Annotated in this window: 9 protein-coding genes; 6 read left to right on the top strand and 3 right to left on the bottom strand. The window is 69.4% G+C overall.

Features of this window, described 5'->3' with window-relative positions:
- Both B2515_RS07535 and rnhA read left to right on the top strand, forming a co-directional pair.
- On the top strand, positions 1 to 327 hold a 327-nt coding region (locus B2515_RS07535), incomplete at its 5' end, for a MarC family protein (RefSeq protein WP_293875401.1).
- Positions 320 to 769: a ribonuclease HI gene (gene rnhA / locus B2515_RS07530; RefSeq protein WP_293875399.1), complete on the top strand. Its 450-nt coding sequence runs from the start codon at positions 320 to 322 to the stop codon at positions 767 to 769. The genes B2515_RS07535 and rnhA, both read left to right, overlap by 8 nt.
- Before the next feature lie 77 nt (positions 770 to 846).
- On the opposite strand, the gene B2515_RS07525 is transcribed toward rnhA, so the two are convergent.
- Genes B2515_RS07525 through B2515_RS07515 form a run of 3 tightly spaced genes read right to left on the bottom strand, consistent with a single transcriptional unit; the run spans position 847 to position 3109 of the window.
- Positions 847 to 1020: a YegP family protein gene (locus tag B2515_RS07525; RefSeq protein ID WP_293875397.1), complete on the bottom strand. Its 174-nt coding sequence runs from the start codon at positions 1018 to 1020 to the stop codon at positions 847 to 849.
- A 59-nt stretch (positions 1021 to 1079) separates the two neighbouring features.
- Positions 1080 to 2168: an NAD(P)/FAD-dependent oxidoreductase gene (locus B2515_RS07520; protein ID WP_293875395.1), complete on the bottom strand. Its 1089-nt coding sequence runs from the start codon at positions 2166 to 2168 to the stop codon at positions 1080 to 1082.
- A complete protein-coding gene (locus B2515_RS07515; RefSeq protein ID WP_293875393.1) occupies positions 2165 to 3109 on the bottom strand; it encodes an alpha/beta fold hydrolase in 945 nt (314 codons plus the stop codon). The genes B2515_RS07520 and B2515_RS07515 overlap by 4 nt, the downstream gene beginning before the upstream one ends.
- A gap of 52 nt (positions 3110 to 3161) precedes the next feature.
- On the opposite strand from B2515_RS07515, the gene B2515_RS07510 reads away from it, so the two are divergent.
- From B2515_RS07510 to B2515_RS07495, 4 genes are all read left to right on the top strand, one after another.
- On the top strand, positions 3162 to 3629 hold the full coding sequence (locus tag B2515_RS07510; RefSeq protein ID WP_293875409.1) for an A24 family peptidase: 468 nt from the start codon (positions 3162 to 3164) through the stop codon (positions 3627 to 3629).
- 78 nt (positions 3630 to 3707) lie between these two features.
- The gene (gene cpaB, locus B2515_RS07505; protein ID WP_293875391.1) at positions 3708 to 4739 is read left to right on the top strand and encodes a Flp pilus assembly protein CpaB; all 1032 of its coding nucleotides are present in this window, start codon (positions 3708 to 3710) and stop codon (positions 4737 to 4739) included.
- Between the two features lies 1 nt (position 4740).
- Complete coding sequence (locus B2515_RS07500; RefSeq protein WP_293875389.1) at positions 4741 to 6303, top strand: type II and III secretion system protein family protein; 1563 nt, start codon at positions 4741 to 4743, stop codon at positions 6301 to 6303.
- A 23-nt stretch (positions 6304 to 6326) separates the two neighbouring features.
- On the top strand, positions 6327 to 6974 hold the full coding sequence (locus tag B2515_RS07495; protein ID WP_349676236.1) for a CpaD family pilus assembly protein: 648 nt from the start codon (positions 6327 to 6329) through the stop codon (positions 6972 to 6974).

Genomic DNA, 6974 nt, shown 5'->3' with positions numbered 1-6974 from the left:
CTGGGCATCACCTTGTTCAAACAGTCGCCAGAGTCCATGAAAACAGCGACCATCGTGCCTGTTGCTTTTCCACTGATTGCGGGGGCAGGCAGCATGACCTCCATCATTTCGTTGAGGGCCGAGTATGCCGCCATCAACATTGCGCTGGCCATTCTGGTGAACATGGCCTTGGTGTATTTCGTGTTGCGTTTGACGGGTCGCATTGAGCGGATGTTGGGTGAGGGGGGCATTGCCGTCCTTCAAAAGGTGTTTGGCATCATCCTATTGGCCATTGCCGTTAAGCTCTTTTCTGCCAACGCGGCCATGCTCTTTCAAGTCCATGGCTGATCCAGTGGTCGTCCATACCGATGGTGGGGCCTCGGGCAATCCGGGTCCAGGGGGCTATGGCGCCATTTTGGAATGGGGCGGACACCGGAAGGAGTTCACGGCTGGTTACCGGCTGACCACCAACAACCGGATGGAGCTGACCGCGGCCATCGAGGCGCTGCGCGTGCTGACCCGGCCGTGCAAGATCCGGCTGTCGACCGACAGCAAGTACGTGATGGACGGCCTGACCCGCTGGATCCACGGCTGGCGCAAGAACGGCTGGCGCACCGCCGACAAGAAGCCGGTGAAGAACGCCGAACTCTGGCAGGCGCTGTTCGCCGAGACGCAGAAGCACGACATCGAATGGATCTGGGTCAAGGGCCATGCCGGCAACGCCGACAACGAACGCGTCGACAAGCTGGCGAGCGACGCCGCCGTCGCGGCGGGCCGCGGCACGGTGTGACGGCGCGCTGACCGGTCCGCCCTGAGCCCGTCCCGGCGGCTCAGTCCCGACGGGTCACGCGCGAATGCACGCCCCCCTCACGTTTCCTCGACCGGCGCCTCCGGCCCGTTCTTCAGGATCGAGGCGATGGCATTGCGCGCGGAGGCGCGGCTCTCATAGCCTTCGGTCCACCAGATCAATTCGCTGTTGTGCTTGAACTTGGCGACGTAATCGCCGGCCTTGTTCTTCTCGATCACGAACTTGTGCGGCATGTCCTGCTCCTTCTCGTGGCGATCCCACGAGGTTAGCAGCATCCGCTTCGCACGCCAGCCTATTCCCGCGCGAACCGCGCCGGGCTGTAGCGCTCCGGATCGACGCCTTCGAATCCGTCCGGCAACGGCCGGCCGAGCAACAGGCTCGCCGCCACCGCGGCGCCCGCGGGCGCGGTCTGGATACCGAAGCCGCCCTGCCCCGCGCACCAGAAGAAGCCCGGCACCCGCGCATCGAACCCGTAGACCGGCAACCGGTCGGGCGCGAAGCTGCGCAGCCCCGCCCAGCTGCGCTCGACCGCCGCGACGCGCCAGTCGACCACCTGTTCGAACCGGTCGATCGCGATCGCGACATCCAGTTCCTCGGGCGCGGCGTCGCAGGGGTCGACCGGCGTCTCGTCATGCGGGCTCAGCCACAGCCGGCCGCCCGATTCGGGCTTGAAGTAGAAGCGCCCCGATATGTCGGCGACATGCGGCAACGCATCGGTGGAGGCGGGATCGGTGCGGATCTGCGCGATCGTCCGCCGATAGGGCTGGATGCCGATCGGCGCGGCGCCGACCCGCGCGGCGATCGGATCGGCCCAGGCGCCCGCCGCATCGACCAGCACCGCCGCGCGATACGTGCCCGACGGCGTCGCAATCGTCCACACGCCGTCCGCGCGCTCCGCCCCCTCCAGGCCCGCCCGCGTCGCGATCGTCCCGCCCGCCCGGCGCACCGTCGCCAGATACGCGGCATGCAGGGCGGCGACGTCGATATAGGCGCAGCTCGGCTCCTGCACGCCCAGCGTCCATTCGGGCCGCAGCCCGGGGATGAAGGCGGCCGGGTCGACCCGCGCCAGCGCCACCGCCGTCCCCTCGAACGCCGCGAGGAACGCGTCTATCTTGGCCGCATCCTCCGCCCGGCCGATGTGCAGCGAACCGAGCGGCTGCAGGAATCCGCCGTCGCGCAGCGCCGCCTCCGATGCGCTGGTCAGCGGCTGGATGCCCGGACCGCCATAGGTTTCCGACCAGAAGGCCGCCGAGCGCCCGGTCGCGTGATAGCCCGCCTGATCCTCCGCCTCGAGCAGCAGCACGCGCGCATGCGGCGCGACCGCGGCGGCGAGGCTGGCCCCGGCGATCCCCGCGCCGACGATGGCGATGTCGTAGGTCATGCATGTCCGTCCAGAAAAGCGTCGATCAGTCCATAGGCGCGCAGCCGCACCGCATCGTCCTCGCGCAGGATCTCATGCGCCGATTCGGGGCCGAAGCGCACCAGCTCGGCATGCGGCAGCCTGCCCGCCAGCCGCACAGCCGCACCGCTGTCGACCAGCCCGTCGGCGTCGGCGACCAGCATCAGGATCGGCGTCGTCAGCGTCGCGAGGCGCGGATCGGCCTGCAACCGCGCGCCCGAGACGAACGCCTCCAGCACCCAGGCCCAGCTCGGCGGACCGAGCAGCAGCGACGGATCGCGCGCATACCAGAATGCCTCGTCCGCATAACGCTCGCGCGAATGGGTGAGCAATCGTTCGCGATGGCCCGCGGACTTCGCGTCGTCGCGCACCCTCCACGCGCCGCGCGCCGGGTCGCCGAGCCGCGTCATCAGCCGCGCGACGCGCAGCCCGGCCCCCGCGCCAAGCGGCGAACGCACGCCAACCATCGGCGCGACCAGCACCGCGGCATCGGGATCGACCCCGCCGTCCAGCATCGCACGCAGCGCCAGATGGCCGCCCATCGAATGCGCCAGCAGCATCGCCGGCCCTGCTTCCTCGCCCTTTCCCTCGCTACGCCACGCCTGCCAGAAGGCGGTGAGGTCCGCGACCCAGGGATCGAAGCTGGCGGCATGGCCGACATGCGGATCGGCGCCGAGCCGCCCCGACCCGCCCTGCCCGCGCCAGTCGAACGCGGTCACCGACCAGCGCTGCCCGTGCAGGTGCGCGATCGTCTCCAGATACTTTTCGATGATGTCGGCGCGTCCGCCCTGGACGAGGATGCGCCCCCGCGACTCGGGGTGCGGCCAGTCGAACCGCCGATGCGACCAGCCATCGGGCGCGACCCAGCGGGACAGGCGCGATTCGGCCGCCATGTCGCGGCGCAGGCTGACGGGATCGGTCATCTTCCCGGATGGTTACGTTTTCGCAAGCCATCGCGTCTACCTGTTCCGTCCGATGGGGTGGGACAATCTTTCTATGGTGGCGCTGGTCGTCATCCTTGCCGCGCTGCTGCTGTCGGCGGGGATCGAGGACGTCCGCACGCGTGAGATCGCCAATGGGAAGAACGCCGCCATCGCGCTGCTCGCGCCTTTGTGGTGGTGGGCGAACGGCCTCGGCTGGGGCGAGGTCGGTATCCAGCTGCTCGTCGCAGGCATCGTCTTCGCCGTGTTCGTCGGCGCCTTCGCCTGCGGATGGATGGGCGGCGGCGACGTCAAGATGATCGCCGCGCTCGCGCTGTGGCTGCCGCTTGGCGGGCTGCTCCAGATGCTGGTGGTGATGTCGGTGCTCGGCGGCGCGATCACGGTCGCGCTGATGCTGGAGCGGCGCTGGGAACGGCGAATCGGCGCGATCGAGGTTCCCTATGGCGTCGCGATCGCCGCCGCGGCGCTGCTGGCGCTGCCGGCGACGCTCGCGCCGCAATGAAACGAACCGGATTTTAACCACTTAGAACCAATGATTAGCGCAGGTTCAACACCGGTGCGCTGAAAGGCCCGATGAGACATGGATAGTCGCAAGATCGTTTTGCTGGTGGGCGCGTTGTTCGTGGCCGGCATCACGGCATTCTTCGCCCGCACCCTCATCGCAGGGTCCTCGGCGCCGCAGGCCGCCGCGATGGGACAGCCCGTCGCGCCGCCGCCGGTCACCGGTCCCGAAGTGCTGGTCGCGACCCGCGCACTGCCGGTCGGCACCATCCTCGATGCGACCGCGCTGAAGTTCCAGCCGTGGCCGCAGGAGCTGGTCGACGGCGCCTATTACCTGAAGGCCGGCACCGACCTCAGCAAGCTGCTCGGCACGGTGGTCCGCAACGCGGTCACCGCCGGCCAGCCGGTCACCAAGGGCGCGCTCGTCTCGCCCGGCGACCGTGGCTTCCTGGCGGCAGCGCTCGGGCCGGGGATGCGGGCGGTCACCGTCAGCGTGTCCAGCCAGGCCGCGGTCGCGGGCTTCGTCTTTCCGGGCGATCGCATCGACCTCGTCCTGACGCAGACCGTCGCCGGCGGTGGCGAAGGCCAGCCGCTCAAGGTGTCGGAGACGATCATGCGCAACGTCCGCGTGCTCGCCACCGACCAGCGCACCGACAATACGGTAGGCGAGGACGGCAAGAGCCGGGTCAGCACCTTCTCGACGGTGACGCTGGAGGCGACGCCGAAGATGGCGGAGCAGCTCGCGGTCGCGCGCACGCTCGGCGAACTGTCGCTGTCGCTGCGCGCGCTCGCCGACAATTCGTCCGAGCTCGAGGAAGCGATCGCCAGCGGCGCCGTCTCGGTGGCGAATGGCGATCCCAAGGCCGAAAAGGCGATGATGCTCCGCGTCGCGACGCAGCCGCAGGTCGGCAGCGCCAGCTTCGCCACCGGCGGCGACGTCTCGCGCTTCCAGCGCAGCACGGTGCCGGCGAAGGCCAGCGACTCGATGTCCGGCGTGCCGATGGCCGGCACTGCCACGCCCGGCGCGGCACCCGCCGCGATCCAGGGCCCCGTCGTGCGCATCGCGCGCGGCAACAGCGTGACCGTGGTTCCGGTCGGGGGGAAGAATTAAGATGCGCACCACCTTTGCGTCCCTGAACGGCGCGGCGCTCGCGGCCGCGCTCGCCGCCGCGGCGATCGCCGGGATGGCGGATGCCCGGCCGGCCGGCCGCAGCACCGCGATCGGCAGCTCGTCGGTCGTCCAGATCAACACCGGTCGTGGCCGGCTCGTCACGCTCGCCCGGCCGATGAGCGACGTGTTCATCGCCGACGAGACGATCGCCGATGTCCAGGTCCGCTCGCCGACGCAGCTCTACATCTACGGCAAGAAGACCGGCGAGACGACGATCTCCGCCACCACGCGGAGCGGCGCGGTCGTCTATGCGACCACCGTCCGGGTCGGCCAGAACCTCGATTCGATCGACGCGATGCTACAGCTGGCGATGCCCGATGCGCAGCTGACCGCGACGCCGATGAACGGCCTCGTGCTGCTCACCGGCACCGTCGCCGGGCCGGGTGACGCGGCGGAGGCGGAACGGCTGGTCCAGGCCTATGTCGGCGACGCGACCAAGGTGCTCTCGCGCCTGCGCACCGCCACGCCGTTGCAGGTCAACCTGCAGGTTCGCGTTGCCGAGGTGAGCCGGAGCTTCATCAAGAACGTCGGCGTCAACCTTGCCTCGGTCGATGCGACCGGCGGCTTCCAGTTCGGCATCGCCCGCGGCTCCGGCGGCGGCACGACGTTCTCGCCGGGCGGTCCGCTCGGCGTCGGCTTCACCACCGCGCCGTCCGGCGGCAGCATCATCACGAAGGGCGCCGGGTCGACGCTCGGCCTTGCCGGCAAGCTGTTCGGCCTCGACCTGCTGTCGGCGATCGATCTGGGTGAAACCACCGGACAGGTCACGACGCTCGCCAACCCCAACCTGACCGCGCTGTCTGGCGAAACCGGCACCTTCCTCGCGGGCGGCGAAGTCCCGATCCCGATCGCGCAGGGGCTTGGCGCCGTGTCGGTCGAATTCAAGCAATATGGCGTCAGCCTCGCCTACACGCCGACGGTGCTGTCGGATGGTCGCATCTCATTGCGGGTCCGTCCGGAGGTGTCGCAGCTCGACTATTCCAACGCGGTGACGCTCAACGGCACGCGCGTTCCCGGCCTCACCAGCCGCCGGGTCGAAACGACGCTGGAACTGGGCTCGGGCCAGAGCATGATGATCGGCGGCCTGCTCCAGAACAGCCACAACAACTCGATCGACAAGACGCCCTTCCTCGGCGACCTTCCGATCATCGGATCGCTGTTCCGGTCGAATAGCTTCCAGCGCAACGAGACCGAGCTGGTCATCATCATCACGCCCTATCTGGTGAAGCCGGTGAACAGCCCGTCGCAGATCGCGCTGCCGCACGACGGCTATCGTGCACCCGGCGACGCCGCGCGCATCCTGATGGGCGAGCTCGGCAGCGGCGGTGGCGGCCCGCGGCCGGTGCCGACGATGGTGCCCGGCCGTTCCGGCCCCGCGCCGGCGCTGGGGGCGGTCGCGACCGTGCCCGCCGTGCCGCGCCGCGACGTGCCCGTCGTCACCGCGGATCCCCGTTCCTCTTCGAAGAAGAAGGGTGCGGCGCCCGCACCCGGCTTCTCCAACTGATGTCTGCGAAGGACATGGCTGCGATGACCAAGCGTTCGATCCTCCTTGCCACGCTCGCCGCACCGGCGCTGCTGCTCGGCGGCTGCATGGGTACCGAAAACCGCGGGGTGGAATCGGTCCATCAGCCGGTCGTGACCAGCCACGACTATGCGCTCGACCTCGCCACAACTGGCGGCCGTCTCGCCCCGGGCGAGAAACGCCGCCTCGCCGGCTGGATGAACGCCATGCACCTCGGCTTCGGCGATCGCGTCGCGATCGATGCGGGCGCCGACACCGGCTATGGCAACGGCCCGGCGCGCGACGAGATCGCGGGCGTCGTCGCCAGCTACGGCCTGCTCCTGTCCGAGGATACGCCGGTGACCAGCGCACCCGTCACCGCCGGCACGCTGCGCGTCGTCGTCAGCCGGATGCGCGCGAGCGTTCCTGGCTGCCCCGACTGGAGCCGCAATTCGAGCAGCGAGTTCGACGCCAGCACGTCGTCCAACTTCGGTTGCGCGATCAACACCAACCTCGCCGCGATGATCGCGCGGCCGGGCGATCTGGTCCGCGGCGCCGATCCCGACACCGTCGCGGACACGGCGCTGAACACCAAGGCGATCGACGCCTATCGCAAGAAACCCGCCACCGGCGCCGGCGCGCTCGAGCAAGTCAGCGCCAAGGGGGGCAACTGA

The sequence above is a fragment of the Sphingomonas sp. UBA978 genome, assembly GCF_002292295.1.
Taxonomy (GTDB): Bacteria; Pseudomonadota; Alphaproteobacteria; order Sphingomonadales; family Sphingomonadaceae; genus Sphingomonas.
Note: the sequence above shows the minus strand (reverse complement) of the source record. Positions and strands in the feature narration are given on the sequence as shown.